At 52.6% G+C, this 26,305-nt stretch carries 22 protein-coding genes and 1 tRNA gene; 12 read left to right on the forward strand and 11 right to left on the reverse strand.

Going from position 1 to position 26,305, the window contains the following annotated elements:
- Positions 1-3 precede the first annotated feature (3 nt).
- The 4 genes from K7P01_RS21490 to K7P01_RS21505 form a co-directional block, all read right to left on the reverse strand.
- Positions 4-1,869 carry a gamma-glutamyltransferase family protein gene (locus tag K7P01_RS21490; protein WP_397311130.1) on the reverse strand — a complete coding sequence of 622 codons (1,866 nt, stop codon included), beginning with the start codon at positions 1,867-1,869 and terminating at the stop codon, positions 4-6.
- A gap of 46 nt (positions 1,870-1,915) precedes the next feature.
- A complete protein-coding gene (locus tag K7P01_RS21495; protein WP_267296643.1) occupies positions 1,916-2,812 on the reverse strand; it encodes an aldo/keto reductase in 897 nt (298 codons plus the stop codon).
- An 8-nt stretch (positions 2,813-2,820) separates the two neighbouring features.
- The gene (locus K7P01_RS21500) at positions 2,821-4,173 is read right to left on the reverse strand and encodes an amidohydrolase family protein (protein ID WP_267296644.1); all 1,353 of its coding nucleotides are present in this window, start codon (positions 4,171-4,173) and stop codon (positions 2,821-2,823) included.
- Between the two features lie 193 nt (positions 4,174-4,366).
- Complete coding sequence (locus K7P01_RS21505; protein ID WP_267296645.1) at positions 4,367-5,218, reverse strand: DUF2911 domain-containing protein; 852 nt, start codon at positions 5,216-5,218, stop codon at positions 4,367-4,369.
- Between the two features lie 126 nt (positions 5,219-5,344).
- Here K7P01_RS21505 and K7P01_RS21510 point away from each other — a divergent pair, with 126 nt between their 5' ends.
- From K7P01_RS21510 to K7P01_RS21530, 6 genes are all read left to right on the forward strand, one after another.
- Positions 5,345-5,935: a DNA-3-methyladenine glycosylase gene (locus K7P01_RS21510; RefSeq protein ID WP_267296646.1), complete on the forward strand. Its 591-nt coding sequence runs from the start codon at positions 5,345-5,347 to the stop codon at positions 5,933-5,935.
- Between the two features lie 42 nt (positions 5,936-5,977).
- Positions 5,978-7,534 carry an OmpA family protein gene (locus K7P01_RS21515; RefSeq protein WP_267296647.1) on the forward strand — a complete coding sequence of 519 codons (1,557 nt, stop codon included), beginning with the start codon at positions 5,978-5,980 and terminating at the stop codon, positions 7,532-7,534.
- 322 nt (positions 7,535-7,856) lie between these two features.
- Complete coding sequence (locus K7P01_RS21520; protein WP_267296648.1) at positions 7,857-8,414, forward strand: histidine kinase dimerization/phospho-acceptor domain-containing protein; 558 nt, start codon at positions 7,857-7,859, stop codon at positions 8,412-8,414.
- 2 nt (positions 8,415-8,416) lie between these two features.
- Positions 8,417-8,869 carry a sensor histidine kinase gene (locus K7P01_RS32175; protein ID WP_397311131.1) on the forward strand — a complete coding sequence of 151 codons (453 nt, stop codon included), beginning with the start codon at positions 8,417-8,419 and terminating at the stop codon, positions 8,867-8,869.
- Positions 8,870-8,874: 5 nt separating this feature from the next.
- The gene (locus K7P01_RS21525) at positions 8,875-9,297 is read left to right on the forward strand and encodes a response regulator (protein ID WP_267296649.1); all 423 of its coding nucleotides are present in this window, start codon (positions 8,875-8,877) and stop codon (positions 9,295-9,297) included.
- Between the two features lie 18 nt (positions 9,298-9,315).
- Complete coding sequence (locus K7P01_RS21530) at positions 9,316-10,482, forward strand: ATP-binding response regulator (RefSeq protein WP_267296650.1); 1,167 nt, start codon at positions 9,316-9,318, stop codon at positions 10,480-10,482.
- Between the two features lie 3 nt (positions 10,483-10,485).
- On the opposite strand, the gene K7P01_RS21535 is transcribed toward K7P01_RS21530, so the two are convergent.
- The 3 genes from K7P01_RS21535 to ggt all read right to left on the reverse strand — a co-directional run bounded on the left by K7P01_RS21535 (position 10,486) and on the right by ggt (position 14,079).
- Positions 10,486-11,184, reverse strand: coding sequence for a LytR/AlgR family response regulator transcription factor (locus K7P01_RS21535; protein ID WP_267296651.1), 699 nt, complete (start codon positions 11,182-11,184; stop codon positions 10,486-10,488).
- Between the two features lie 12 nt (positions 11,185-11,196).
- A complete protein-coding gene (locus tag K7P01_RS21540) occupies positions 11,197-12,216 on the reverse strand; it encodes a sensor histidine kinase (protein ID WP_267296652.1) in 1,020 nt (339 codons plus the stop codon).
- 171 nt (positions 12,217-12,387) lie between these two features.
- The gene (gene ggt / locus K7P01_RS21545) at positions 12,388-14,079 is read right to left on the reverse strand and encodes a gamma-glutamyltransferase (RefSeq protein ID WP_267296653.1); all 1,692 of its coding nucleotides are present in this window, start codon (positions 14,077-14,079) and stop codon (positions 12,388-12,390) included.
- Positions 14,080-14,149: 70 nt separating this feature from the next.
- Between ggt and K7P01_RS21550 the strand changes: the two genes are divergently transcribed.
- From K7P01_RS21550 to K7P01_RS21575, 6 genes are all read left to right on the forward strand, one after another.
- Complete coding sequence (locus tag K7P01_RS21550; protein ID WP_267296654.1) at positions 14,150-14,779, forward strand: TetR/AcrR family transcriptional regulator; 630 nt, start codon at positions 14,150-14,152, stop codon at positions 14,777-14,779.
- A 291-nt stretch (positions 14,780-15,070) separates the two neighbouring features.
- On the forward strand, positions 15,071-16,489 hold the full coding sequence (locus K7P01_RS21555; protein ID WP_267296655.1) for a caspase family protein: 1,419 nt from the start codon (positions 15,071-15,073) through the stop codon (positions 16,487-16,489).
- Positions 16,490-16,573: 84 nt separating this feature from the next.
- Positions 16,574-17,455 carry a hypothetical protein gene (locus K7P01_RS21560; RefSeq protein ID WP_267296656.1) on the forward strand — a complete coding sequence of 294 codons (882 nt, stop codon included), beginning with the start codon at positions 16,574-16,576 and terminating at the stop codon, positions 17,453-17,455.
- Positions 17,456-17,469: 14 nt separating this feature from the next.
- A complete protein-coding gene (locus tag K7P01_RS21565) occupies positions 17,470-18,954 on the forward strand; it encodes a caspase family protein (protein WP_267296657.1) in 1,485 nt (494 codons plus the stop codon).
- Between the two features lie 112 nt (positions 18,955-19,066).
- A tRNA-Asp gene (locus tag K7P01_RS21570) sits at positions 19,067-19,140 on the forward strand.
- Positions 19,141-19,350: 210 nt separating this feature from the next.
- Entirely contained in the window at positions 19,351-21,564 is a 2,214-nt protein-coding gene (locus K7P01_RS21575; protein WP_267296658.1) for an alpha-N-acetylglucosaminidase, read from the forward strand.
- An 84-nt stretch (positions 21,565-21,648) separates the two neighbouring features.
- Here K7P01_RS21575 and K7P01_RS21580 read toward each other — a convergent pair whose 3' ends face one another.
- From K7P01_RS21580 to K7P01_RS21595, 4 genes are read right to left on the reverse strand one after another with little or no spacing between them, the layout of a single operon-like run.
- Entirely contained in the window at positions 21,649-22,239 is a 591-nt protein-coding gene (locus K7P01_RS21580) for a YfiR family protein (RefSeq protein WP_267296659.1), read from the reverse strand.
- Entirely contained in the window at positions 22,227-24,152 is a 1,926-nt protein-coding gene (locus tag K7P01_RS21585; RefSeq protein ID WP_267296660.1) for a TonB-dependent receptor plug domain-containing protein, read from the reverse strand. Before K7P01_RS21585 ends, K7P01_RS21580 begins: the two co-directional genes overlap by 13 nt.
- Before the next feature lie 21 nt (positions 24,153-24,173).
- Entirely contained in the window at positions 24,174-24,623 is a 450-nt protein-coding gene (locus K7P01_RS21590) for a response regulator (protein WP_267296661.1), read from the reverse strand.
- Between the two features lie 18 nt (positions 24,624-24,641).
- The gene (locus K7P01_RS21595) at positions 24,642-26,036 is read right to left on the reverse strand and encodes an ATP-binding protein (RefSeq protein WP_267296662.1); all 1,395 of its coding nucleotides are present in this window, start codon (positions 26,034-26,036) and stop codon (positions 24,642-24,644) included.
- Positions 26,037-26,305: the final 269 nt, after the last annotated feature.

The following is a 26,305-nucleotide window of genomic DNA, read 5'->3' on the forward strand; positions in this document are numbered from 1 at the left end:
ATGTTACCACCCAATTCCATAGTCCTCCCCATGATTCCCCGACCCGCCCCAAAACGTGCCGTGCTCACGATCGAAATATATAGCGTTGATCGGCCCCGCGGTACGTTCTTCCACACCGATATTATAGCCCATCTTCTTGAGTTCCCTTAAGACATAATCCGGTGTTTTGGTATTGACGGTAATCGCACCGGGTTTACGTTCATGATTTCCAAACGACGATCGCATCTGATAGCTTACAATGTTCGGCGCTTCCACCGCCTCCTGAATCGTCATGCCAAACTCCACAACGTTCAAAAAGCACTGTAGCAGATCCTGGTCCTGGCTGTCGCCGCCTTGTACGGCAAAGGACAGGAATGGTTTGCCGTCTTTCATAGCCAGGCCGGGCGTGAGTGTTACGCGGGGGCGCTTGCCAGGCTCTAATACGTTGAAGGGGTTTTGCCGCTCGTCTAATACAAAGGACTGCATGCGTTGGCTCATGCCGACGCCCGTTTTGCCGGCGATGCAGGCGGGGATCCAGCCGCCACTGGGGGTGACGGATACAACCCAGCCGGATTCATCGGAGGCTTCGATGGAGGTGGTGCCCCGGTGGAAGTCGGCCAGGTAGGCCTCGTCTAACGGTGATGCTACGGGTGTGCGGCTGGCCTGGTTCCACTGGCGCAGGAGTGTTTGGTAGGGATTGACTTTTTGTTCGAAGGGGTAGGGGTCGCCTGGACCAGCCGTGGCGTGATTGCGGTCGGGGTTGATTTCTTTGGCGCGCGTTTTGGCGTATTCTTTCGAGAGCAAGCCTTTCAACGGTTCGTCTGGAGCAACCGCCGGATCGCCATAGTAGAAATCGCGATCGGCGAAAGCCAGGTTCATCGCCTGGTAAAGCGTGTGCATGTAGCGGGCGGAGTTGTAACCCATGGCTTTCAGGTCGAAGTTTTCAAGGATGTTCAGGGTCTGCAACATGGCCGGGCCCTGGGTCCAGGAAGAGAGTTTATAGACGTCGATGCCTTTATAGCGCACAGAGACAGGTTCTTCGATCTTTACCTTCCAGTTGGCGAGGTCTGACTGGGTGATCAGCCCGCCTTGTTCCTGGCTGCCGCGGGCAAACTCGGCGGCGATGTCGCCTTTGTAGAAACGATCGTAGGCGGCGTAGATAGCTTCTTTGCGACTCTTACCTTTCTTGAGGGCCTGTTGCTCAGCCTCTACCAATTTACGCAACGTTTGAAGTAAGTCTTCTTGTTTAAATATTTCGCCCGCGGCGGGAGCTTCACGTTCCTGACCGGCGTGCGGTAAAAAAACGGCCCTGGAATACGGCCACTGTTTGATCATGTCTTTATTGCGTTCGATACTATTGGCGGCCTGGGCTTCGATGGGATATCCTTCCGCCATCTGCATGGCCGGGGCCAGTACATCGCGTAAGCTAAGCGTGCCCCACTCGGCAAGCATGGTGCAAAGTCCACCGGGCGTGCCGGGAGTAACCGCCGCCAGCGGACCGTACTCCGGCGGAAAGTCCATGCCTTTTCCTTTATAGAAGGCCGGTGTGGCGCCGGTAGGAGCAACCCCGAGGGCGTTGAGGGCAATGACTTTGCCCGTCTTGGGATTGTATATCAGCGCTTGTGTTTCACCGCCCCAGCTCAGCACGTCCCACATGGTGCAGGTTGCTGCCAGCATGGCACACGCGGCATCCACGGCATTGCCGCCACGCTGGAAGACCATGGCACCGGCTGTTGCCGCGAGCGGCTTGCCCGTCACGGCCATCCAATGGCGGCCGTGTAGCGGTGGTTTTTGTGTGCCTTGAATACGGGCGTTAAAGGTTTGACTACAAACGCCGGTGGTAACAAGTATACCGGTCAGGATCAGAAGTAGGTTTCGGGTACATGCCATGACAGGAATATACAGATAGAGAAAACGGGATCATAGGATATTTATACTACCGGTGCTGATCGTAGACCAGCTGCGGAACGGACTGCTGTAATGCTTGTAACGATGACTCGCTCAACGTAGCGTGACGCACGGCCTCAGCGACGTTGGCCAACTGTGCGTCCGTGCGAATACCGACTACAGCGCTCGTCACGGCAGGATGATGGAGTACATATCCTAACGCCACGGACGTTTTTGATGCATCGCCCGTAGCCACTTGCTGTACTTTGGACGATGCTTTTTCTACCGCTTCCGCGCTGTGCGTCAGGTAAGTCTTCGCCGGTTTGTTGATCAATAATCCACTTGCCAGGCTGCCCCGCACCAGCACACTGATCTGATGCTCGTGCAGTAACGCCAAACACGATTCCTCCGGACGGCGGTCCAACACGCTGTATTGCATCATCACACTCACCATATGCGATCGGCGGCAATATTCACGAATCACATTCGGTCGAATGGACGAGATGCCATAGTGCCGGATTTTTCCTTGCTGTTGCAGGAGCTCAAATGCTTCGATTGTTTCGTCGATGGGATCATCTATTGTACCGCCGTGCAGCTGGTATAGATCGATATGATCGGTTTGCAATCGCCGTAAACTGGCTTCGACGGCTTGCAAAATATACTCCTTGCGCGGATTCCAATCCCAGCCACTGCCATCGGCACGTAGTTGATTGCCAACCTTTGTCGCGATAATGACCTTCTCGCGCATGCCGGCAAACGCACGGCCAACGGTCTCTTCATTGAAGCCCGCCTGATAAAGATCGGCGGTATCGAAGTAGTTGATGCCGCGATCGAAGGCTTGGTGTAGCAATGTCTTGTTCGTAGCGTGATCGTTGCCGAGCGACATGCAGCCGAAGCTGATCTCGCTTATGCGAAGCGACGTTTTAGCGATTGGGCGATAGTTCATGGTAGTTCTTACTTCTCCAGTTTCTTCAGCTCCTGATCCAGGTAGGCACGCGACAGCCAGTAACCATGCATCATCACACCGTCGATCTTCCGCGTCTGTGTGATGTCGGTTAGCGGGTTGCCATTTAGTAATACCAGGTCAGCTACATTGCCGGCCTTCACTACGCCGGCATCGGCGTGATGCAGGTAGGTAGCAACGTTGACGGTACCCGTCCGCAGAGCCTGGTAGGGGGTAAGACCTGAACGCACGAGATATTCTAATTCCTGGTGGGCGGAGAAGCCTGGCACATTAAATACCTGCGGCGCGTCGGACCCCAACAACAACCCAACACCTTGTTGCTGGCACGCCAGGATGAGCCGGCGGCGCAGCTTGACGTAGCGTACCACTGCCTCTGGATTATAGAGCGGGTTTGATGCCAGGTTTGTTTTGGCTTCGCACCATTGATTGACGGTTTCTTTTTTCATGTAGCGGGTGGGCGCTTCGGCGCGGAAAGCTTCGGGTGTCATGCCGGGGGCGATCCAACGCTCGGCCAGGGCTTGTGTGGGTACCACCCAGGTGTTGCCGGCTTTCAATCCCTGGATCAAGGCGGTAATCTTGTTGGTGTCGGCCTGGTCGGCTACGAAGACACCAAAGAGACCAATCTGCTGGTCGCTCATACGTTCGATACCGGGCACCAATCCTTCGACAAAGCCGTCGAGGTGATCTATAGAAGAGTAGCCCGATGTGATGGCATGCCAGATGCCGACTCCCGACGATACGTGGCCGATAAACGGGATGCCTACCCGCTTGGCGGTAGAGGCGATGGTATCAAACTTCTCGCGTGTCAGTCCGGGATGGAGCTTTAGAAAATCATAGCCCGCTGCTTTTTGCTTGCGCACCAGGTCGGCGCCCGCCGCAGGAGAGGTAATGCTCATACCGTTGAACGAAGGGCCCGCGGTGTAAAGATCGGGGCCGATGATCTCGTGGCGCTGCAGCATGCCGCGTAGCTCGAGGTGGCGCGGATGGCCCAGCATGCCGCGGATGGTGGTGATGCCGTTCGCGGCGAAGAGTGTGATCACTTCTTTGGCGGGTTCAAGCTCGTCGACTGGCGGCACGTGTGCGTGCATCTCGGCAAGGCCCGGAATCAAATACTTTCCTTTGCCGTCAATCACCAGGGCGTTCTTGCCATAGCTCACCTTCGTTCCGATCGCTTTGATCTTGCCTTGTTCGATCACCACTGTCTGATCGGGCAGTACCCGTTCCACATCCATGGGGATTACATTGACGTGCGTAATGACCAGAGGCCGTTGACGTGAATCCACCGGTGTTTGCGCCCACAACCCAACCGGGAGAAGCAACACGAAAGCGATAACGATTTTCATCTGGATGTAAGGGGTTATAGAACCAAGATAAGAAAATGTTTGTGGCACTCTGTGAAAATCCTGATAAGAGGTAAAAAACAGAGCGAGTGTGGGAATGAGAGCGGAGATAAAAAAACACCCCGTCTACTATCTAACGATAATGGACGGGGTGACTATTTAGGAGTGGCGCGTACACCGCACCAAACATCGAAGATTATTTCATCGACTTGATCAAGTCTTCGTTCATCATTTGGTAGTCGCGGTTGCCGGCAGTTTTCGCTTTGGCCAAAGAGGCGTTAGCAGTTTCTGTAGCACCTTTCTTGTCGCCTAATGCTTTTTGGATCTTCGCTTTTTGATGCAGGATCCAGAAGGCGTCAGGGTTTGATTTGGCGGCTTCGTTGATCCAGGTCAGGGCCTGGTTCAGGTCACGGCCAGTCTCTAAATAATATACGGCCGCCTGGAAGTAGTTGTTCGGGCTCACCTTGGTGTTTTGCTCGATCGACTTCATCACTTGTGCGTCGTAGTCCACGGTTACGGTGAATTTCACCGAGGTGTTTTCCCATGCTATCTGAACCTTGGCACTCTTGTTGTCGGCGGCGATGTCGCCAATGTTGATGGTCAATGTCTCGATTTTTTCGGCGAGCGTCGTAGCTTTTACTTTGAAGTTCGCCGCATCTTTTGCCTTGTCGTAGGCGCCGGTGTTGCCACCCATGGTTAAATCTTTATAGAGGGATACGGTCCACTCAGTTTCGCCGGGCCAGGTCAGCAGCAGGTAATCGCCTTTCGGTACGGATACACCTTCTACCTTCACATCGTCGGAGAACGATATGACAGTACCTTGGTTAGCGCCGGTGCGCCAGATCTTTCCATAGGGAACAAGGGCGGCAGCGTCGGTGCTGAAAATCTTGCGGCCTTTGATGCTGGGGCGGTAGTAGCTCACTTTAACGTCCGTCAGTCCGACGGTGGTGGATACGGATCCTGCCGTGCTGGGAGCCGGCGTCTTTACTTGTGCGCCGGCGGAAAGGCTGGCGGCAAAAAGCAATGCGATCCAAAACGTTCTTTTCATGGTGGTTAAATATTTTGGTGGTTTTAAAGCGTGCAAGTTAAACAAGGTTTTGAATGGTTATCTTTCAATATTTGTTAAATAACCTGTTAAATGTTGAACGTGCCCCTGCACAGGGCCGATACCCGTATGCGATTGACACAAGAGTTTTATGAGCGCGACAACGTCGTCAAGATCGCGCGCGAGCTGCTGGGGAAAGTATTGTACACCAAACAGAACAGCATTCTCACCGCCGGGATAATTGTCGAGACCGAGGCTTATTCATGGAAGGAGCGCGGCTGCCATGCATATGAGGGGAGAAAGACGGCCCGTAATGCCATTATGTTCGAACCCGGTGGGTATGCGTATGTCTATTTGTGCTACGGCATGCACCATCTCTTTAACGTGACCACCAACAAAGCGGGCACCGCCGAAGCGGTTTTGGTGCGGGCGTTGGAGCCTGTTGTCGGCTTGCCCGAGATGCAAATTCGCCGGGGTGCGCTGAAGAATCCTTTTCACCTAACCTCCGGCCCGGGCAAATTAACCAAAGCCATGGGCATTGATAGAAAGTTAAATGGAAAATCGTTGCTTGAGCACGAAGTTTGGTTGGAGGATAGTGGCGAGAGGATGACGGCGGCCCGGATCGAGGCCAGTCCCCGTATCGGGATTGACTACGCAGGCGAAGATGCCAGGCTCCCCTGGCGATTTACCATCAAAGGCAATCGCTGGGTGAGCAAGTGAGCCGCGAAATTTATATCTTTGAAATTAGTTAGTTTGTTCGGCATGAGAGTCTTTGTATTTTTTACCCTCCTTAGCATCGCAGTTCTTTCCACAGCGCAGCCGTTGGAAAGCGGAACACTTGAATTTCTCAATTCGCCCTACGACGAATTGAATCCGGTACTCGGTCCGGATGGGAAGACCCTCTATTTCACCATTGCCAACCACCCCAACAACACTGGCGGTCTGAAAGACCCTGGTGATATCTGGTACGCTGTTTTGAAAGACCACGCCTGGTCCGAACCTATCCACGCCGGCCCGTTGCTGAACAACCGCAGCTTTAACGGTGTGGCCGGATTCGCGGAAGATGGCAACAGCGTGTACCTGTTGAGTCACTATGCTGCCGGTGGCGCCTCTCCGCGCACGCAGGGCATTGCCCAGGCCCAGCGCACAGGTGCCGGCTGGGGAGAGCCTGTCAACATTACGATCCCGTATTTTCAGAATAAAGCTGGTGTGCTATATGGCACGATGATGCCTGCCGGCGACGTGTTTGTCTTCTCGGCAGAGACCTATGGCACCCGTGGCGTGGAAGACCTGTACGTGACCCGCAAGGACGTGTCCGGCCATTGGACCGAACCGCGCAACCTCGGTTCTGTTATTAATACGCAGTTCCAGGAGCTCTGCCCGGCGTTGAGCAGCGACGGCCGCACCATGTATTTCTCGACCAACGGTCGCAAAGGCCGCGGCAGCTTCGATATCTATAAGGCCACACGCCTGGATGACACCTGGACGAACTGGACCGAGCCCGAAAACCTCGGAGACATCAACACGGAAGGCCGCGACCTTTTCTATCGTCCATATGCCGCACAAGACCTGGCACTATTCACCAGCACCAAAAACAGCGATGGTTACGGCGATATTAAGTTCCAGGGACGTAACGAGCCCCTGCAGCAACCTGTCGTCGTGAAAGTCGACACGGCTGCCACGATCCCGACACCAGTCGCGACCGATGACAAACACGTACGCGTTTACGGCCGTGTAACGAATTCCAAAACAGGCGAGTCGATTCCGGCAAGCATTACCTTTACGGTCAGCACGGCTACAAAGGAAGCAAAGGCATCTGAAACGGCCGGTTATACGGTGCAGGTAGACGCCGCGCAAGAATATCAAGTGCGCATTGAGGCCGTCGGATACATCAGCACACTGGAAAAGCTCAACATTCGTACGTACGAAATGTCGGCATTGGAGATGAACTTTAAACTACAGCCGCTGGAAGTAGGAGCGACCGTAGCGTTGCGTAATGTGTTGTTTGAGCAAGGCCGCACCAACCTGTTGTCGGGCTCGTCCTCGGAACTTGACATTATAGTAGGTTTTCTGAAAGCTAACCCAAGCGTTAAGATTGAATTGGCCGGACACACCGATAATCGCGGTATACCGGCACAAAACGTGAAGCTTTCGCAGGCACGTGTCGACAAAGTGCGCGATTACTTAATAGAGCATGGTATTAGTAAAAACCGCATTACCGGAAAGGGATATGGTGGCGCCATGCCCATTGCGAGCAATGATTCGGAAGAAACACGGCAGCTGAACAGACGTGTGGAATTCACTATTAAAAAAATGTAAACGCTCCGTTTGCTTTTTTCTCGAAATTTACCTTGATTAGGTATGTCGTTAGGCCGATAAAAACAATAAAGACGCCGTTGTAAAATTGTAATTTACTGTGTTGCTGCTACTGTATCGAATGACGCACGTCGTTATAACGATTCGTAGGACAGGTATATCATCGCGCATATTATGCCAGTAATATAGTGAAGAGGTCCGTTCCGGGATCTCAGGAGCCCATCCGGGTGATCTATCCTGTTTCAATACGCATACACTCGTAGACGTAGCAAGTGGTTTTAGAAGCACAGACGTTTGTTCTGTGCACTGAGAATGACCTGACAGTGTGGTATTTGGACTTGGATTGGTAGCGACCAGGATGAAGCTTTATGTCAAAAAAAAAGTGTTAGGCGGATTTATCATTACGATATCGATCCTGATAAGCCTTGGTGTTTATGCATACATCAGCCACCGCGCGCTGCTTTCAGCGAGCCGGGAGGTGTCGCACCTGAATCATCGCGAAGCTGAACTGAGCCGGCGCATATGGCACGCCGATGTGGCATTTATTTCCCTTCTGGGTACCACGGTCCTCATATTGGCCGCGGTGTTCGGTATACTTCAGGTGCACCTGGCCGGACGCAGCCGTGCCGAGGAAAACGCCGGGCAGCTGCACCGCGAACTGGAAGGGTTCACATATTCTGTGTCACACGATCTACGCGCACCGTTGCGGTCGATTCACGGTTACTCACAGATTTTACAGGATGAGTATGGAGAAAAGCTTGACGCCAACGGCCGGCGTATAGTCGATACGATTATGAAAAACGCACGGAAAGTGGGCCGATTGATTGACGATCTGCTCGATTTTTCGCGTGTGGGCCGAAGCACACTGACCCTGGAAAGGTAAATATGCATGATCTTGTCAATACTTTACTGGCCGGCAGCGTCGATCGAAAAAAGCACGAAACGCTGCGAGTTCACGTACACACACTGCCGTCGGCGGTGGCGAATATAGGCCTCATCCGGCAGGTTTGGACGAACCTGATTTCTAACGCTATTAAATACAGCAGCACGAAAGAATTTTCCCAAGTATGGATTAACGCTTTTGAGACAGGCACAGAGGTCGTATATTCAATTCGTGATAATGGCGTAGGATTTGATATGCAGTATGTACACAAGTTATTCAGTGTTTTTCAACGGCTGCACCGGGAAGATGAATTTGAGGGGACAGGCATGGGGTTGGCATTGGTATATCGCATTGTAGCCCTTCATGGTGGGAGGGTCTGGGCTGAAGCAGTACCGGATCAAGGGGCTACCTTTTTTTTCTCACTGCCGCGTACGGTAACCCCAAATGACCGATAACCTATATGGAATCAACCGCCGTAGAAATACTGCTTGTAGAAGACAACGCCGACGATGCGGAGCTCACCATTCGCGCGCTGCGGAAACACCACCTGGCTAACAACCTGCTCCATTTGCAGGACGGCGAAGAGGCATTGAATTTTCTGTTCTCAGAAAAACAAAGCAACATGCCGAAGCTTATCTTGCTCGACCTCAAGATGCCCAAGGTAGACGGCCTCGAGGTATTGCGGAAGATTAAAGCAGATCAGGACAAACGAATCATACCCGTGGTCATGCTGACATCTTCCAAAGAAGAACGTGATATACTGGAAACCTACAAATTGGGAATCAACGCCTACATCGTGAAGCCTGTCGAATTCGACAAATTCGTACGTGCTGTTTCCGAGATAGGTTTTTTCTGGATGATTCTCAACCAGGCGCCAACATAGATTAAAAAGAACCGCTGTATGAAATCCGCTTTTACAAGGGAACTGAAGATTTTGATGTTAGAAGACCTGCAGGACGATGTGGGGCTGATCGAGCACGCGCTCTCACGAGACGGTGTTCACTTTACGTCGATACAGGTCGATTCGCGCGATGAGTTTGTGCAGGCCTTACAGACATTTTTGCCTGATGTGATCCTGTCCGATCACTCGTTGCCTCAATTCAACTCCATCGAGGCGCTCAAGATCTGTAAGGAGCACGGCCACAACGTACCGTTTATACTCGTGACGGGCACCGTGTCGGAAGAGTTCGCCGTAAGCTGCTTGAAGCAGGGGGCAGACGACTACGTCCTCAAGTCAAATCTCGCGCGGTTGTCGTCGGCTATCGCCAACTCGATGCGCCAACGACAGGTGGAGACCCGTCGTCGCCAGGCAGAAACAGCCCTGCGTAAGCAGAACGAAGAGCTGACCAAAATTAACAAAGAGCTCGATAGCTTTGTCTACAGCGTGTCGCACAACCTGCGCGCACCGTTGATGTCGGTATTGGGCCTGGTACAATTGGCCAAGATGGACGACGACAATCATCAAAAGCTTTTTCACGAATACTTCAGCCGTATCGAGCACAGCATTCACAAGCTGGACGAGACGCTTAAAGAGATCCTGGATTATTCGCGCAATGCCCGCAGCGAGGTATGCATCGAGCGTGTTAACCTGCGCGGCCTGATTGAAGAAACCTTTGATCGTATGCGTTACCTCTCGGGCTCAGACTGCATGGATAAAGAGATCGTGGTAGAAGAAGACGTGCCGCTGTTTTCGGACGCGCACCGACTGATCGTGATCTTTAACAACCTGATATCAAACTCCATTAAATACCGCGCAGCAACCAAAGAGCGGCAGTTCATCCGCATACATGCGCGGATTACGCGCACCGACGCCTTTATTCATTTTGAAGACAACGGCATCGGTATTTCCCCCGATCTGATTACCAAGATATTCGACATGTTCTTCCGCGCCACCGCCAAAAGCGAAGGGGCAGGGCTCGGGCTTTATATCGTGAAGGAAGCAATCGACAAACTCGGCGGCGCGATCCAGGTACGATCGAATTTTGGTGAGGGAACAACCTTCGAGATCAGACTTCCCAATAAACAAGAGATCGTGCCGCTGATCACGACGCAGCAACAAGCTTCCTGACCGTTAGAATACGTTCTTCGACAGGGCATCTAAAACTTCCTGCTTGTAGTTACGCCCGATCGGAAGACTGTGTTTGCCTATCTCGATTTCGGTGGCCGAATACGCATCGACGCGATCGACGTTGATGATGAACGACCGGTGTATACGCAAGAATGTTTCGCGTGGGAGGCTTTCTTCCAGGTAACTAATTTTTTGCTGGGTAATAATCTCTTTGTCAGGTGTGCGCACCTTCACATAGTCTTTGATACTCTCGATATAGAGTATATCGGCAATACGCGTTTTGATCATCTTCTTGTCCACTTTAAAATAGACATAGCTGTCGCGTGGCTCGGCGGGGGGTGGGGGCGACGTCATCTGCGGCGACTGCACCTTGCTTACAGCCTTTAGGAAGCGTTCAAACGAGATCGGCTTCAATAAATAATCGGTTACCTCCAGATCAAAGCCTTCCAGCGCATATTCACGAAAAGCGGTTGTGAAGATGACCTTCGGTGGATTCTTTAACGTCTTCAGGAAATCGATGCCCGACAGGCGGGGCATTTGGATGTCGAGGAAAATAACATCCACTGTGTTCTCTTGTAAAAAGGTGAACGCAGCCAGGGCGTTGCGAAAGGTGCCGGCAATCTCTAAGTTGTCGAGCTTGGCGGCATACGATTCGAGGATCTCGATCGCCAGGGGTTCGTCGTCAACGATGATACATTTCATAACAGGATATAGCTAAGCCGCAGAATTTATTTTCTCCCGAAGAGACGCCGTGTCGTGTACTGTCAGCACTACCAGGAATGTAGCCGCCTCGTTGGCAATCTTCAGGGTATAGCGATCAGGGAACAACAAGTCGAGGCGTCGGGTCACGTTTTGGATACCGATGCCTTCCTTACGGCCATGGCCGTTTTCAGCCTTGCTATTCTCGACCTTTACGATGATCGTTGCGGGCTGCACATCAATGCGGATCTTTACCCACGACTGTACCAGCGATTCGCTCGCGCCGTGCTTGAAGCAGTTCTCTACAAACGGCAATATGATCAGCGGCGCGATGGCACGCTCCTGGATATCGCCCGTCACCCGCAGGTCCACGTCAAGCTTGTCGCCGTAGCGCATCTTTTCGATGTCGATATAGTTTTGAATAAACTTAATCTCTTTCTCCAATGACACGGCGTCGCCCGAGCACTCATAAAGCATATAGTCGATCAGCTCGGAAAGTTTGAGCACCATGTCGGGGGCGCGCTCCGATTTCTTTAGCGTGAGCGCATAGAGGTTGTTGAGCGTATTGAACAGAAAGTGCGGATGGATCTGTGTCTTCAGGAACTTCAGCTCGGCTTGCAGCTTTTCTTCCTTCAATATCTGCTGTGCCTTTTGGTTGGTATACCAATGCTTCAGCAGCTTGATGGTGACTGCGGTAAATGTAATGGGGTAGATGCCGACGACCATTTTAATGATCTTCCCGAAATGGATGAAGGGATCGTTCAGCCATTGCGGGTAATACATGGGATAATGCACTTCGTACGCGATGTAGCGCTGCCACAGCCCCACCAGCAATGACGATGTCACGAACCACAGGATAAACATGCCGTAACGGCCGATCAGCAGGAAGCGGGGCAGCAGGAAGTAGAGCGTGAAGTAGGTGAAGACGAGCTTGCCGGGCAGATACATGAGTTCTTCCGAGAACGTCTGGCGATACTTATCTTCGAAGCTGCCATACAGCGTGCCGTAAAAGACAAGATGTACGAGCCAGAACATGACATGCTGGAATACCCTGTTTTTAAAGATGCCTGGTATGCGGTTTTTCAACGTTCTTCAGAAGTTAATCTCGTAAAGGTAACACCGGCGCCGATGAAATGCACGGGCCGTCGGTGGCAGGCCTGCTGCACCCATCCGAAAACCCTTATCTCCCCCTGAAATAACGGTGTGTTAGAAGCCCACCGCGGTATCGTCGCCGCGTGGGTCGGCGCCGCCTTCCAGTGTGCTGTCTGGCCGCACCAAAATGGCATCCACACGACAGAACGCGCGGTATCCTTCAAAGGCATGGCCCATTTCCGTCAGCGCCGTGCTGTCGTCACGCGAGAAGGCCCCGTATTCAAACGCGATGGTGTCGGGCAGCCACTGGTGATGCACGCGTTTGGCGGCGACGGCTTCCTGCATGGTCATATGATGATCCAATACGTTCACGATCGTTTGGAATACGGCGGTAATGATCATTGAGCCGCCGGGCGTGCCAACGACCATCACCAGCCGGCCGTTCTTTTCGATGATAGTGGGCGTCATCGAGCTCAACATGCGTTTGCCGGGTTCGATCTTGTTGGCTTCGCCGCCGACCACGCCGTACATGTTGGGCGAACCAGGCTTGGCGCTGAAGTCATCCATTTCGTCGTTCAGGAAAAAGCCCGAGCCGGCTACGATCACTTTCGATCCATAGGAGTCGTTGAGCGTTGTCGTAACGGCTACGGCGTTGCCTTCGGGATCCACGATCGACAGGTGCGTCGTCTGCGATGACTCATGCATCGCAAGGGCGCCTTCTTTGATCGTGTTGCTCGGGGTGGCCCTGCGCGGGTCAAAGGTCTTCATGCGCTCGTCGGTATATAATGCGCTCGTCAATGCGCGTACGGGCACGCGGTAGAAATCGGGGTCGCCCAAATAAGCCGCGCGGTCGGCATATACGCGGCGCTCCGCTTCTGTCATGAGGTGAATGGCTTTGGCCGAGTTCCAGCCCCAGTCGCCGATGGGATAAGACTCCACCGAGCGCAGCAGTTGAAGCAGCGCTATGCCGCCACTGGAAGGCGGCGCCATCGAGATGATCTTGTATCCTCTATACTGGCCGACGATCGGGTCGCGCCACAGGGCTTTGTAAGCCTTCAGATCTTCGTGAGTAATGAGCCCGTGACCGCGCTTCATTTCGGCAACGATGTCGTCGGCTGTTTTGCCTTCGTAGAAGCCCGCCTGTCCGTGGTCGCGTATGCGTTCCAGGGTGTGGCCCAGATCTTCCCAGCGAATGGTGTCGCCCGCCTGCCAGGCCTCCCGTATCAGGAAGGAGGGAGGGACTGAATTCAGCAGGATGAGCTGTTCTTGCAGGGCGTTCAGCCCGCGAGCTTCGCGCTTCGTCATGACAAAGCCGTTTAGCGCCAGGTCGATGGCCGGCTGTACGAGGTCTTTCCACGGCAGGCGTCCATATTTAGCATGTGCTTCTGCGAGGCCGGCAACCGATCCCGGTACACCGCTCGATAAATGGCCTTCGGAACTCAGGGTGTCGACCGCATTGCCGACGCTGTCCAGATACATATCGCGTGTCGCGGCGAGGGGTGCTTTTTCGCGGTAGTCCAGGGTGGCGAGGTTGCCGTTCGCCTGGCGTAATACCATAAAGCCACCGCCGCCAATATTGCCAGCGTTAGGATATACCACGGCCAGGGCCAGCTGTGTTGCTACCGCAGCATCGACCGCGTTGCCCCCACGCCGCAGGATGGCGACGCCGATCTGCGACGCTAACGGGTGTGCCGACACGACCATGGCCGAGTCAGCCAGGACGCCAGTAACACGCTCGCGTACTTTTTGTTGCTGACAGGCAACTGTACTTATGGCAAGTAAAAGCAGATAAAGGCGTTTCGGCATGCGGACATTGGTTAAGTCAGGTTAAAAGTATTACTTCCCACGCTGTTTAGAAAGTGACAAGACCAAAACCATGAGCCTGAGAAAAGAAAAGGCCGCGCGCCTGAAAGTGCAAGTGCTGGAAACTACCCTCAAGTTAATTGGGAGAAAGTCGTTCGGAGATTTATACGTCGACGACATCTGTGACAAAGTAAAAATCTCCAAGGTCACGTTGTTCAAGTACTTCCCGCAGAAGGAAGATATCCTGCTATATTATTTTCGTGCGTGGTGCCTGGCACGTTCAGTCGAATTTGCACTCAAGCCCCGCGAAGGCTTGCAAGGAATATACTATTTATTCGATCGTCTTAGCGACGAGTTCGAAGAGCACCCCGGATTGTTGTTAAGCCTGGCCGGTTATCTGGCTGACTTAAATCGTTCGCCCAAACCATTTCCTATCAAGCCGGAAGAGAAGCGAATGTTTCATCCTTCTATTGATGGCATCACCAATATCGAGATCATGTCGATCGATCAAATGCTCGAGAAGTGCATACTCGAGGCGATCTTCCGCAAGGAGATCACCAAGACGATCTCGACGCGTGATATTACCAACCTGATCAACGCCGTATTTGTCGGAGGTGTGGTGACGGCGCATGTAAACCAGTTGAGTCCACCGAAAAACTATTTCCGGAAGAACATCGACCTTGTCGTCAAGGGGCTGGGATAAGCGGGCGGTAACGTTAGTTTCGAACCCGCAACTTCTTTATGCGCGGTGTATGGCGGTCCTTCTTACGATCGTACCAGCGATGGTGGTATTTTGGCTTCACAGTAGTGATAGTTGTGCCTTTTTTGCTGCAGGCGGGAAGGAGCAGGGCAATCAGAATCAAATAAAACAGTGGTCTTCTCATGCGGCAGAGGCCATAAAATTAACATTTTTTGCTTTCAAGACTGTTCCAGGGTAAAACGGTTCCGTAATTTTTCCCGTATACGTATCTTTAAGGATATTTTGCCCCTCCCTATGAAAAAGTCCCTATCGGTTCTCGCCGCCTGGCTATTGCTGTGGCCAGTGGCGTTTGCGCAAGATGCTGCCACTTACGACGATGGTATCGCAAAATTCAGGTCCGCCAATTATGCCGGTGTCATTGACCTCTTCTCCGGCGCAATTGCGAACCCCGAACGGAACAAGCGCTACGATGAAGATTTGTACTTCTACCGTGGTCAATCCTATTATTTCACCAACGAACCCGACAAGGCCCTGGCTGATCTGGATAAGTGCCTGGAACTGAATCACTACAATAAAGGGCAGATCCATTGGTTTAAAGCCCGTTGTTACGACAAACTGGGCAAGCCGGCCGAATCCGAATACCAGGAAGCCCTCACCAGCGCCGAGCACAACACAAAGCTCACTGCCCAGATTCTGGCCGACCGCGCACAGTACTATAATCGTCATGGCAACCGCGAGGCTGCGAACAAAGACCTGGCCGCCGCCAAAGAGCTGGACCCATCTCAAACTGCCGTGGTTCGCAACGAGCCTGCCGGCAACACAACCGACAAAAAGACGACTCAGGTAATCGTCAAAAAGAATACAAATCAGCCTACCCGGAAGCCTACCACTACCGTCCAAGTGGCAAGCACCCAGATTGTTACAACGCCCCCGGTAGAGCCTGCGCCGCAGCCTGCCGAGGAAACATCGTCCAGCGCCAGCCTGGTGGCTTCGCTGGCGGCAGCATATAAAGATGAAAAACGCTATGCCCTGGTGATCGGCAATGGCACGTACCCTAAAACCATGGGCACGTTAAAGAACCCGGTGAACGATGCGACGGATGTAACGACGGAGCTTCGCAAATCCAACTTCGAAGTGCAGCTGCTCACCAATGCCACCTATGTGCAAATGCGGGAGGCAATGCGCAAGTTTCAGCAGAACCTGGCGAACGGTCCCAAAGACCAAACGGTGGGGCTATTTTACTACGCGGGCCACGGCGTACAGTTCCAGGACGAAAATTACCTGGTGCCGATCGACGCCAACGTGGAGTTTGATGACGACATCGTGCGCATGTGCTTCCCGGTGCAAAAAATGGTGCTGGCCAACATGGAGCAGACCAATTCACGTATGAACATCGTAATCTTGGATGCCTGCCGCAACAACCCATTCCCGGCCACTACCCGGTCGATTGGCGGCGGCCTTGGTGAAATGAAACGTGCCCGCGGCTCATTCATTGCATACGCCACAGCGCCCGGCTCTGTGGCAGCCGACGGTGGTGGCCGCAACGGGCTCTATACGCAGGAGCTGCTCAAGGCGATACGCAAACAGGGTCTTACGATCGAGCAGGTCTTTAAGGAAGTGCGGATGAACGTGCTGCGCCTCTCGGGCGACAGACAATTTACGTGGGATAGCTCCAACATCATCGGAGAGTTCTACTTCAAGATTCCGCAGTAGCGCCACCTGGCCCCATGAACATGGGGATGACGCGGTCGTCCCCCGGGGATATAGTATATTTCCAGCCATGTCTTTTCCCTCTATATGAAAAAATCTCTATGTCTCGTAGGCTTACTCATTACAGGCGTCGTATTTCAGGCCACCGCGCAGGATGAAGGCGTCATTGCCAAGAAAGAACGCATTGATCGCAGTAAAGGAATCTTTATTGACATCGGTCCATCGTGGACCCTCGGCAAGAACATCGGCGACTATAAAGCCGGTGCAAACTTTGAGATTGGATTCCAGCAACGCCTGAACCGCGTGCTCACCATCGGGCCGTCGATATCGTACCTCAGCTTTGACTACGACCCCAAAGAAACGGGCCTTAACAATGCCTTTATCGGTGGGCCCTATCAGGACCAGGGAGTAACCTACTACGACGGGTTGTATATTGATCTGAAGGGCGGCGACCTGAGTTTGCTGTCGCTGGCCATGAATGTAAAGTTAAACTTTATACCGGTACGCGATAATTCGATCATATCGGTATATGCTTTTGCCAAGCCGTTTATTACGTATGCTACCCGCACGGAAGTAACGGGCACCGCTACCGTGTTACAAAATGCCGGCGACATCGAAAACGGCGACGACTGGCAAACCCTGGGGGAAGTCCCGTGGGAACCCGGTACGGAGTTGATCGAAGACGAAGTTTACGTATCCGACGAGCTCAAGGAGCAGAGCCAGGTGACCGGTGGAATCTTTGTTGGCCCGGGGATAGAGCTTTTTCCTGCCCGTAAATTCACCGCGTTTCTGCAGGTTTCGATCGGCTACACGTTTCCGGTGTCGTTCGTCAGTACCGAGTCGTATAACGACAACCAATATTACGGCACGGACTTCGAGTCGTTTATCCGGGGAATGGAAAAATACCCGGTAAAAAAAGAGGGCTTCCCGTCGGTAAACCTTCAGCTCGGCGTTTCGTATAACTTTTAGCATTACGCTTGGATATGCCTGCATACTTCTTTCGGTTTGTATGGTTCTTGTGTCTGTTGCCGCTGGGCGTCAGTGCGCAGTTTAAATACTACGAGAAGGGCTACGATCAATACACGGCGGGGAAATACACCGCTGCCATCGAGAACTTTTCGTTGTACCTCACCAAGAACACCCGTGACAAGGCCCTTGACCCGGAAGTGTTTTACTTGCGCGCATTAGCCTACTACAAAACCAATGACTTCGCGCACGCCATACCCGACTTTGAAGAGACCATCCTGCGCGACCACGCCAACAAAGGCAACATCTATTGGTTCAAAGCCAAGGCCCACGACAAGCTGGGGGCATCGGCAGACGCCATCGATGCGTATAGCGCCGCGTTGCGTTTGCTGGGTACTCAGTCTGAGCCCAAGGCCAAGCTGCTGTATGAACGCAGTCAGTTGTATGTGCGTACCGGCCAGCTACCCCTGGCGTATGACGATTTGAAAGAAGGCAGCCTGGCAGCGCCGGGCAACGCCGACATTAAGCGGGAGCTCGACAAGCTGGAGAAGCAAGGTGTGGCCTCGCGTAGCAGCACACCGGACGCCGGCACGTCTAAGACTACCACCGCTGGCAATACGACAACCGTCTCAACCAAGAACACCAAACCTGCCGGTACACAATCTCTGCCCCGTACAGAAACAAAAACGCCGGCTGCACGCAAGGATACTGCCCCTACAAAAAAGGAACCGGATACAACGCCGGTTGTCGCCACGACACTACCTGTAGTACCGACGCAGCCGAGCCTGGCGGATGAATACAAGAATGAGAAGCGGTACGCCCTTGTCATTGGCAACAGTGCATATCCCAAGGCTGTGGGGGTGTTAAAGAATCCAGTGAACGACGCCAGTGACATGGCGAAGGAGCTCCAAGCATCCAACTTCGATGTAACGTTGTTAACCAACGCCACGTATGGTCAGATTCGGGCGGCGTTGCTTCGATTCAAAGACAAGATTGATGCCGGAGACAAAGACAATACCGTTGCCTTGTTTTACTTCGCCGGCCACGGCGTGCGCCACGAAGAGGAAAATTACCTGGTGCCCGTCGATGCCAGTGTGGAGTTTGAAGACGACATTGCCCGGTATTGCTTTCCGACACAGCGCATGGTGCTGGGCAACATGGAGCGCTCGAACGCTCGCATGAACATCGTCATACTCGACGCCTGCCGAAACAACCCGTTCCCCGCCGTCAACCGATCCCTATCGGGTGGGCTAGGGGAGATGCGCCGGGCGCGCGGCTCTTTCATTGCCTATGCCACCGCCCCCGGCTCCGTAGCAGCCGACGGGGGAGGTCGTAATGGTCTCTACACGCAAGAGTTACTCAAAGCCATGCGTAAGCCGGGACTCACGATTGAGCAGGTATTCAAAGAAGTACGGGCCAACGTGCTCCGCCTCTCCGCCAACAAACAGAACACCTGGGACAGCTCGAACATCGTCGGCGAGTTCTATTTCAAATTCAACTAGCCGCAGTGGCGTCGGGCATCGCAAAAAAATGTTTTCTGAATATTTGGAGAACATGACGTCCGCGCTATATTTGCACTCCCTTTCGACGGAATATCTTTCGAAAAGGTGAAACGGACCGGTAGTTCAGCTGGTTAGAATGCCGCCCTGTCACGGCGGAGGTCGCGGGTTCGAGTCCCGTCCGGTCCGCAGTCTTACTTCGTAAGCTCAAAGAGCTGGTGTATGCACCAGCTCTTATTTTTTATGTCTATCGCACGAAGTTTTTTGACCGTTGTCAGGGTAGGAGCCGTTCTGCCTGTATTAGGAGATTGATGGGCAGCGTAACGGAGCATGCGTTTGGGTATGCTCGTTTTTACTTGCCCGCCATCACGACAAACATACTGACCAAATTTCAACTCAATGAAAAAAATTCACGCCGCGCTTCTCCTCGCTTCAATGGCTTTGCCCGGATGTACGAATCAATCCAACCCTGTGGAGTCAAAACCTGCCGATGCTGCCACGGCCCTCGTTGCGCGCATCGTGAAAGATAAGGCGGAGGCATTCGAGATCGAATATATCGCCCAGGAAAATGGCAAAGACGTTTTCGAGTTGGAAAGCAAAGGTGATAAGATCGTACTGCGCGGCAATAATGGTGTATCCGTCGCTTCTGCCCTGGGGCACTACCTGAAAAAATTCTGTTTCCGCGATATTTCATGGAACAATACAGCAGTCACGCTGCCTGATCCGCTTCCGGTGGTGCAAAGCAAGGTTCGAAAGGTTTCGCCTTACAAGCATCGCTATTATCTCAATTATTGCACGTTCAACTATACCATGGCCTGGTGGGATTGGGCGCGCTGGCAGCAAGAAATAGACTGGATGGCACTGAACGGTATCAACATGCCTTTGGCGCTGACCGGTGAAGAAGCGATATGGCAGGACGTTTATCATTCACTGGGATTCAGCGACAAAGAGCTGGCAACCTTTTTTACAGGGCCTTCTTATTTTTCATGGTTCTGGATGGGCAACATCGACCATTGGGGTGGCCCGTTGCCGCAGCATTGGATGGACACACACAAAGCGCTCCAAAAGCAGATCCTTGAAAAAGAACGTTCCCTGGGTATGACACCGGTGTTGCCTGCTTTTACCGGGCACGTGCCTCCGTCATTCAAGGATAAATATCCGGAAGCGAAACTGAAGAAGACGAACTGGGAGCAGGGATTTGACGATGTGTATATTCTGGATGCAGAAGATCCCTCCTTTGAAAAGATCGGCGCGCTGTTCCTGGAAACACAAACGAAAGAATACGGCACTGATCATTTTTATTCTGCCGATACGTTCAACGAGAATGAACCGCCCAGCGGCGATACCGTTTTTCTCCGGCAGATCAGCGGTAAGATATATTCCTCCATGTCTAAAATCGATCCTGACGCTTCCTGGCTCATGCAAGGCTGGATGTTTCATTACAATGCGGACTTCTGGAAGCCAGCGCAAATCAGGGCTATCCTGGCAGGTGTGCCTGAAGACCGCATGATCGTGCTGGACCTCTATAGCGAAAGCCACCCCGTGTGGACGAAGACCGGCGCCTACTATGGCACTCCTTGGATCTGGAATATGCTGCAGAACTTCGGTGGTAACGTCGGCATGTTCGGAAGAATGTCGCACGTGGCCGCCGAGCCGTCAGCCGCTTTGAAAGACCCGCAGTCGGGCAAATTGTGGGGCATAGGTCTTACGCCCGAAGGCATCGAGCAAAACCCGGCGTTATTCGAGCTCATGCTGGAAAATGTGTGGCAGGATGGACCGGTAGACGTAGCGGAGTGGTTGAAAGGCTATGCAAAAAAAAGGTATGGCGCCGAAAATGCGTCAGTCAACGAAGCGTGGCAGATCCTGGAGCGGACGGTGTATAACGGTGGGCTTGGCGAAGGCACGCCGGAGTCGATCGTCGTGGCCCGCCCCACATTGTCGAAACAAGGGCACCGGGTACTGACCAAGCTGGATTACGATCCGCGCGAGCTCGTTCGGGCCTGGGAAATCTTCGTCGACCAGGCGCCACAGTTCAGCAGCAGCCAGGGTTACCAGTATGACCTGGTCGATATCACCCGGCAGGTATTGGCCAATTATGCTTTGCCACTGCAGCAACAGATCGCGGCAGACTATGAGAAGAAAGATACAGCAGCATTTAAACAGCATAGCCTGGAGTTCATCGCACTTATCGACGATCTCGATACGCTGCTGGGCACACGCCAGGAATTCCTGTTGGGCAAGTGGATCGCCGATGCCCGCAGGTGGGGAACAACGCCCGAAGAGCAGGACTTGTATGAATTTAACGCCAGGGACCTGGTAACGCTCTGGGGTGATAAAGAAAGCGAGCTTCATGAATATTCCAACCGGCAATGGTCTGGGTTATTGAGGGCCTTTTATATGCCCCGGTGGGAGCAGTTCTTTACGTATGTCGCACAGCGCATGCGTGAAGGCAAACCGGTAGATACAAAGGCATTTGAAAAACAGATAAAAGATTGGGAGTGGCAATGGGTCAATTCTACTTCCGAAAAATATCCGGCCGTGCCGGTGGGCAATTCCGCTGCGGTGGCAAAAGCACTCCACGCGAAGTATAAAGACAGGCTGGCTGCGAAGTGACGAGGGTAAGCCATAGATCTGTTTGAAGGAAATTGCTCAGGAAGAGTATATGTCTTTGCGAAATAATCGAAAGGGACCTCAATACTACTCTCTGTACAGCGTGGCTATCCGCAGCAACTTGGAGCTGACCTCGAGACCGGATTTCTGGGAGGCTTCCTGGTTGATCTCGATTCTGAGTTTGCCGCCTTCGATGTAGAATCGCAGCATGCCGGCGTGACGCATGAAGTTTTCGCTATCACTCACGGTCAGCACGGGTTTGCCTTTGAGGCTTTCGATGGCCTGCTTGACGGCTGGGAAGGATTTGTCGATAAACAGGATCTGGCATTCGTCTACGTCGTGTGTGATGCTCTTGTAGTGCCGGACAACAATGGGATGCCCGTCAACGCCTTCGCTTTCGATGACCTCATTCAGGTAGGGGCCAAACGTATTTTCTCCGAGCACGCCGATCACGAAGGGTGAGGTTTTGCTGTTGAATATACGCTGCGGCCATACCACGAATTGTGTGAAGTTATAGAGAAAGACTGCTTTTACCTGGTTGGCCTTGCTTTCTGACGTCTCCTGAAAAGGGGCACGCATACCGGGCAGGGCCATGAGGATCACAATGGCCATGCACGGTATTGCTGCGGAGCCGGTTTTTGTAGACCGGCTGATAAAAGGTTTTTTCAGAATCTGCATATCAATTTTCCATATACCCCCCGCTCTATGTCTTTCGGCTCGGGGGAGTTCGGGATGAACTCCGTATGATGATCTTGCAGGAGGTTCTGCCCGGTTACGGTCAGCTCGATCCTGCGGGTCACTTTCAAGGCGATGCTCACGTTGAGGTCGGCATGCTCAGATATATAGGGCTCGGGTAACCTGCCGACATAGCGCAGCACGGTGCCTAACCGCAGTCCTTTAAACAATTGAACAGTGGATTGAAGCAAGGCCTGATGGTTGGGATCATTGCTTTCGGCCGTACCATTGTTCATATCGGCGCTGCCGGGTTTGAGCTTGAGATCTTTGTTCAGATACGTATAGCCGAGCCGAAGTTTCCACGACGACGTAACAGGATACGTCAGCGATAACTCGACACCATGCGTATCGCCTTTCACACCGTTGCCGAACGTAACAGGTATGCCGAACGGCGGCGGCCCGGGTTCGACACTGCGAATGTTGTCATACCGGTTGTAAAAAGCCGACACAGACAAGGTAAGGTTGTGGTGGGTTTGTCCTTTCCACCCCAGCTCATAGGCGATCAGCTTCTCGGATTGAAAATCGCTGCCGGCAATGAAGGGAAGCTCGGGAGCGAAGTAGAGAAAAAACTCGGCGTCTATGCGCGCGGGGTTTCTCACGGCCCTGGACACGGCGGACCAGACGGTTTGGCTGGGTGACGCCATCCAGGTAAGCCGTACATTGGGCTGATACTGAAAGCCGGTATAGGTATTTCGCTCGACTTTCATTCCCAGGGTAAGACGGAGCTTCTCTTTGGCCAGGGAGATCTCGTCCTGAATAAAAGCGTTATAAAGATACAATGACTTTTGTGCCGGTTTAAAAGCGAATAGCTCCAGATTTCTCACATTGTGGTCCATCATCCGGAAGCCAAGTCCGTACATCAGGATGTGTCTTTTCCCAAGGGCAAGCCGTGATACACCTTCGATATCGTACGTATGGAGTTTCTCGGCAAAGCCATTCCGGAAGTCGCGCCATGTTTTATCGTAGAACAGTTGCAGTTGAAAATCCGAGCGTTCTGAAACAGAGTGATTCCACCGCGCGAGGGCATTGGATCCACGGGCCACCACGGGATGATCGCCGTCCGGATCGGGGCGATCGTCATAGAAATTGGACTGAAAGGTTACCGCGTCATTGTCAGTAGGTTCCCAATCCAGCCGCAGCCCGGTTTGCGCTATCTGCCAGTCGTCGGTCGCTTCTATGCTATCGCGGAAGATGGTGTTGTCGCGTCTGAATGTTGTGCCATATACCCGATAGGATAATTTATTTGAAACCTTTCCGCCATAACGCAGGCTGCCCAGGCCGCGAAGCTCTGTTCCTGCGGCTGCTTCCGCATAGAGGCCCTGGGTTTCGCGGGTGTTTTTGGTGATGATGTTGATTACACCATTGACGGCATTGGCACCCCACATCGTACCTCCGGGCCCGCTGATTACTTCAATCCGTTCGATATCCTCGAGCACGAGGTTCTGCACATCCCAGAACACGCCGGCATACATCGGTGTATACACTACCCGGCCGTCGATCAGTACCAGTAGCTTGTTGGCGAGCACATTATTAAAACCGCGCGCGCTGATGGCCCATTGGCTGGCATTGACCTGGGCTACCTGCAGGTTTGTGGCTAACGTCAGCGCTTCGGGCAAACTCGTTACGCCGGAATTGCGAATATCCTCATAGGTGATCACCTGAACGGCAGAGGCGGCCTCGAGAATCTTTTCTTTGCGTTTGGAAACAGAGATCACCTCTATTTCCATCAACTCTTCCATGCTCAATGCCTTGAGCTTTTTCACTTCCAGGTCCTGGCTCCTAACGGTATGGGCATTGAAGCAGAAAATGCACATCAGGAGCGGCGTGGCGGTCCTGACCCATCTGATGCTGCACATATCGGGTTGTCGTTTCATGTCTTATCTCGAGGACTGGTTGACCAATAGCCAAAACATACCCAACTCGGCCACGGCTTTTGAAAAATTATCGAAGCCCACTGGCTTGACGACATAGGCGTTTACCCCGGAGTTGTAAGTATTCACGATATCTTTTTCCTCCGCGGAAGAGGTCATGATAACCACGGGTATGACCCTGGTCCGGGGGTCTTCGCGGACGGCCTTCAACACCTCCAGTCCGTCCACTTTTGGCATTTTCAGATCGAGCAGGATTACGCGCGGTTTATCTTCTTCAACCTCGCGTTCCGAGAACTCACCTTTGCCGAACAGGAAATTCAGGGCTTGCTCGCCGTCGGACAAATGGATAAGCTTATTGCCGAGGTTGCATTTTTTTAATGCGCGAATCACCAGCGCGGCGTCGTCGGGATTGTCTTCGACCAGGAGAATGTCTACATCATGAATTGAGTCATGCATATGTTATTGGGTATGTTTTTAAGTTACCGGCAGAGAGAAGTAGAAGGTTGCGCCTTCGTTTTCCTTTCCCTCTGCCCAGATCCTTCCGTCGTGTTTGAGGATGATGCGGTGCACGAGGGCCAACCCCACGCCTGTACCCTCGAAATCGGTGGCGCTGTGTAGTCGCTGAAAGACCCCGAAGAGCTTGTCATAGTATTGCATATTGAAGCCGGCGCCGTTGTCTTTTACATAATAGATGTTCTCTCCATTTTCTCTGTAGGCTCCTATTTCGACAAGGGGGTTGTCTTTTTTCATGGAGTACTTCAGCGCGTTGGAGATAAGGTTTTGCATAACCTGCCGTAGCATGCTGCGGTCTCCTTTGATCTCGGGCAGGGGGTTGATCACGACCTCGCCTTTATTTCCATATTGTTCTTTGAGGTCGTCATATACGGTCTTTGTCAGGGTCGTCATATTGAGGTTGAGCTTGGCCACGTGTTGTTTGCCCAGCCTGGAGAAAGCGAGCAGATCGTCGATTAATTGACCCATCCGGGTGCCATTTCGCATAATAGATTTCAGCGTCTGGATGCCTTCTTCGCCGAGGAGATGGCCGTAGTCTTCCATCAGGATACCGGAGAAACCGTTTATGGATCTAAGTGGCGCGCGCAGATCGTGTGAGACCGAGTAAGAGAATGCCTCCAGCTCTTTGTTGGCGATCTCCAGGTCGTGTGTTCTCTGCTCGATGGTTAGCTCGAGCTTTTGATTGAATCGTTGGATCTGGGCGTTTTGCATCTGGATCTCAGACAGCATTTGATTGAAGGCGTCGGTCAGATACCCGATCTCGTCATTACCTGTTTTGGTAGCCCTTACCGAATAGTCTTTTTTCTCCGAAACTGTCTTCGCCGTGCGTGTCAGGGCATGCACGGGCTCGGAGATGCTTCGCTGGAGCATGTTGGATAAAAAATAGGCCACCACAAACGATACGGCGATCACCGCTGCGGCAATCGAGGCATACAGACGGATCCTGTCATACATGGCGTCCATATCCGATTTCAGATAGAGCACTCCCAGGATTTTGTCGTTCTGAACGACAGGCTCGAATATGATCAAATGTGATTTTTCGAACCGGTGGTTTTCCTCGAATTGGACCTGGTCCCTGGGGATAGTTTGCAGCGGATAGTCCTGGGGATATTTTGAGAACAGGTTGCCCTGCTTGTCGTAAAGCGCCGCAGCCACAATGTGCTTTTCTGCCTTCAACGCCCTGAGCACCTCGCCGGCATCGTCCGGATTGTCGAAGGCAAGCGCGGCGGTACAATTGGCTGAGATGATCCTGCTCAGGGTATACAATTGCCGCACGTAGGTTTGGCGGAAAGTAACGACTTCATAAACAAGATAGGATAAAAATGTAAACAGGAGCACCACGGCGCTGGTGAGCATAATGACCCAACGAATTTTTTTTCTGACAGGGAAATTACTGAATACCATTCCTTAGCCTAGCTTACAGGTTGTATTATTTGAAAAGGTCAAAAAACACGAAAAGCCTAATGCACTGTTCACTGCAGTACCTTGGGCTTCATAGCTAATATAATATTTTAATGTGGTATTCCGAGTGTCGCCTTTTGAAAGATCGATGGAAAAAGTTCTGCAACTTTGCGCGATGATTATAAAATACGGGTGGCCTAGCCGGATCGAAAATATGTCTCTTT

Origin of the sequence: Parachryseolinea silvisoli (genome assembly GCF_021190955.1) — a bacterium.
Taxonomy (GTDB): Bacteria; Bacteroidota; Bacteroidia; order Cytophagales; family Cyclobacteriaceae; genus Ohtaekwangia; species Ohtaekwangia silvisoli.

What these genes read in the sequence shown, in the direction of transcription:
- K7P01_RS21590 (WP_267296661.1), bottom strand. Translation starts at nt 24,623, where the DNA reads ATGCATGACTCAATTCATGATGTAGACATTCTCCTGGTCGAAGACAAT.
- K7P01_RS21500 (WP_267296644.1), bottom strand. Translation starts at nt 4,173, where the DNA reads ATGAAAATCGTTATCGCTTTCGTGTTGCTTCTCCCGGTTGGGTTGTGG.
- K7P01_RS21580 (WP_267296659.1), bottom strand. Translation starts at nt 22,239, where the DNA reads ATGCAGATTCTGAAAAAACCTTTTATCAGCCGGTCTACAAAAACCGGC.
- K7P01_RS21555 (WP_267296655.1), top strand. Translation starts at nt 15,071, where the DNA reads ATGAAAAAGTCCCTATCGGTTCTCGCCGCCTGGCTATTGCTGTGGCCA.
- K7P01_RS21535 (WP_267296651.1), bottom strand. Translation starts at nt 11,184, where the DNA reads ATGAAATGTATCATCGTTGACGACGAACCCCTGGCGATCGAGATCCTC.
- K7P01_RS21525 (WP_267296649.1), top strand. Translation starts at nt 8,875, where the DNA reads ATGGAATCAACCGCCGTAGAAATACTGCTTGTAGAAGACAACGCCGAC.
- K7P01_RS21490 (WP_397311130.1), bottom strand. Translation starts at nt 1,869, where the DNA reads ATGGCATGTACCCGAAACCTACTTCTGATCCTGACCGGTATACTTGTT.
- K7P01_RS21510 (WP_267296646.1), top strand. Translation starts at nt 5,345, where the DNA reads ATGCGATTGACACAAGAGTTTTATGAGCGCGACAACGTCGTCAAGATC.
- K7P01_RS21495 (WP_267296643.1), bottom strand. Translation starts at nt 2,812, where the DNA reads ATGAACTATCGCCCAATCGCTAAAACGTCGCTTCGCATAAGCGAGATC.
- K7P01_RS32175 (WP_397311131.1), top strand. Translation starts at nt 8,417, where the DNA reads ATGCATGATCTTGTCAATACTTTACTGGCCGGCAGCGTCGATCGAAAA.
- K7P01_RS21515 (WP_267296647.1), top strand. Translation starts at nt 5,978, where the DNA reads ATGAGAGTCTTTGTATTTTTTACCCTCCTTAGCATCGCAGTTCTTTCC.
- K7P01_RS21540 (WP_267296652.1), bottom strand. Translation starts at nt 12,216, where the DNA reads ATGTTCTGGCTCGTACATCTTGTCTTTTACGGCACGCTGTATGGCAGC.
- K7P01_RS21530 (WP_267296650.1), top strand. Translation starts at nt 9,316, where the DNA reads ATGAAATCCGCTTTTACAAGGGAACTGAAGATTTTGATGTTAGAAGAC.
- K7P01_RS21560 (WP_267296656.1), top strand. Translation starts at nt 16,574, where the DNA reads ATGAAAAAATCTCTATGTCTCGTAGGCTTACTCATTACAGGCGTCGTA.
- K7P01_RS21565 (WP_267296657.1), top strand. Translation starts at nt 17,470, where the DNA reads ATGCCTGCATACTTCTTTCGGTTTGTATGGTTCTTGTGTCTGTTGCCG.
- K7P01_RS21550 (WP_267296654.1), top strand. Translation starts at nt 14,150, where the DNA reads ATGAGCCTGAGAAAAGAAAAGGCCGCGCGCCTGAAAGTGCAAGTGCTG.
- K7P01_RS21595 (WP_267296662.1), bottom strand. Translation starts at nt 26,036, where the DNA reads ATGCTCACCAGCGCCGTGGTGCTCCTGTTTACATTTTTATCCTATCTT.
- K7P01_RS21585 (WP_267296660.1), bottom strand. Translation starts at nt 24,152, where the DNA reads ATGTGCAGCATCAGATGGGTCAGGACCGCCACGCCGCTCCTGATGTGC.
- K7P01_RS21505 (WP_267296645.1), bottom strand. Translation starts at nt 5,218, where the DNA reads ATGAAAAGAACGTTTTGGATCGCATTGCTTTTTGCCGCCAGCCTTTCC.
- K7P01_RS21575 (WP_267296658.1), top strand. Translation starts at nt 19,351, where the DNA reads ATGAAAAAAATTCACGCCGCGCTTCTCCTCGCTTCAATGGCTTTGCCC.
- ggt (WP_267296653.1), bottom strand. Translation starts at nt 14,079, where the DNA reads ATGCCGAAACGCCTTTATCTGCTTTTACTTGCCATAAGTACAGTTGCC.